The sequence below is a fragment of the Synechococcus sp. W55.2 genome, from assembly GCF_047461635.1.
In the GTDB taxonomy this organism is placed as follows: Bacteria; Cyanobacteriota; Cyanobacteriia; order Thermostichales; family Thermostichaceae; genus Thermostichus.
This window is the reverse complement of record NZ_JANSHM010000118.1, coordinates 1-1,446: the sequence shown is the minus strand read 5'-3', so window position 1 is coordinate 1,446 and position 1,446 is coordinate 1. Positions and strand designations below refer to the sequence as shown.

General features: G+C 57.3%; 2 protein-coding genes. One reads left to right on the top strand and one right to left on the bottom strand.

The features are described 5' to 3' along the window. Nucleotides 1-1,051: glycogen synthase GlgA (gene glgA / locus NW828_RS13780; RefSeq protein ID WP_414384470.1), on the bottom strand; the 1,051-nt coding region annotated here is incomplete at its 3' end. A 183-nt stretch (nucleotides 1,052-1,234) separates the two neighbouring features. Between glgA and NW828_RS13775 the strand changes: the two genes are divergently transcribed. Further along, on the top strand, nucleotides 1,235-1,446 hold a 212-nt coding region (locus NW828_RS13775; RefSeq protein WP_414384468.1), incomplete at its 3' end, for a hypothetical protein.

Below are 1,446 nucleotides of genomic sequence, written 5' to 3'. Positions count from 1 at the left end.
GTTCAAAGCGGCTGGGCATCAAAAACGCATCTGCCCCCCCGTAGATCAACTGGGCCAGCTTGGGTTGGTAGCCTTTTTGGTAGGCCATTTTGCCCGGGTGCCGCTCGGCCATCTCCCGGATCCGCCCTTCGTAGTAGGCTTCGCCGCTGCCTCCCAGCAAAACAAATTGCGCGTCGCTGTAGGCCAAAAAGCGATCCAAGGCTTGGATGAGCAAGTCGATCCCTTTTTGCTCCACCAAACGGGCCACCATGCCCATCAGGAAGGTATCTGGGTTAACGGTCAAGCCCAACTTGGCCTGTAGCGTGGCTTTGTTGGTCGCCCGCCCGCTGAGATCATCGATGCTGAAATTGGCCTCTAGGTCTGGGTCGGTGCGGGGATCAAATCTGTCGATGTCGATCCCATTCAAAATTCCTCGCAACCGTTCCCCTTTCCAGGCCAACAAGTCCTGCAGTCCTTCCCCATGCAGAGGGGTGCGAATTTCCATCGCATAGGTGGGCGAGACGGTGTTCACTTGGTCGGCGTAGAGGATCCCGGCAGCCATGGTGTTGTGGGCAGAAAAATACCAGGGCAGCCAGGTCATGCGCTCCAGTTGCCAGCGCCAGGGCCCTTGGTAGGCCAGGTTGTGGATGGTGAACACCGTGCCAATATCGGGAGCTTGGTGCATCCAGGCCGGGATCATGCCGGTGTGCCAATCGTGGCAGTGGATGATGTTGGGTTTCCAGGGGTAGTAAGTCCAGGCAAATTCGGCTACGGCGTTGGCAAAAAAGGTGAAGCGCCAGAACTCGTCCTCGCCGTAGTAGATGCGGTGGGGAGCAAAGCAGTAGTGGCTGACCAAGTAGAGGGGCACATCGGTGCCGGGCAAAACGCTTTCGTAAATATCGGCCACCTGACCCATGACCTGTTTAGACCAGATGGGATCTTTCGAGCGGGGGTATTGCCCTGGTTCCTGGCCGAACTTGTCCCAGAGAAAGCCATACAGAGGCATGATGATGCGGACATCCTGCCCCAGCTTGCGCAAAACGACAGGCAGGGATCCCACCACATCCGCCATGCCCCCCACCTTGGCCAAAGGTGCTGCCTCTGCCGCTGCGAACAAAATCCTGGCTTGAACCACGATGCCCTCCCTGTTGTTGTGGGCTCCGCTCCACCGCCGCGAACGGATCCCGGCTCAGTTGCCCTCAGCCAAAACCCTTCCCATCCTAAAACACAAGGGATCCCTGCGCCGGATGAGCTGATGCAGCGCCTCATCTTGAGGTTATGTTGCAACTTATTGATTTTTCGTAAGATGGAAGGACAGTGCTGCTCAGAACTGTTGTGGGCGCTGCTGTATTGCACTTTATTCGTCGTCATTGTTCTGGAGAGACGTCCTATGACCATAGCGGTAGGGCGCGTGCGTCAGGAGCGAGGATGGTTCGACATCGTCGATGACTGGCTCAAGCGCGACAG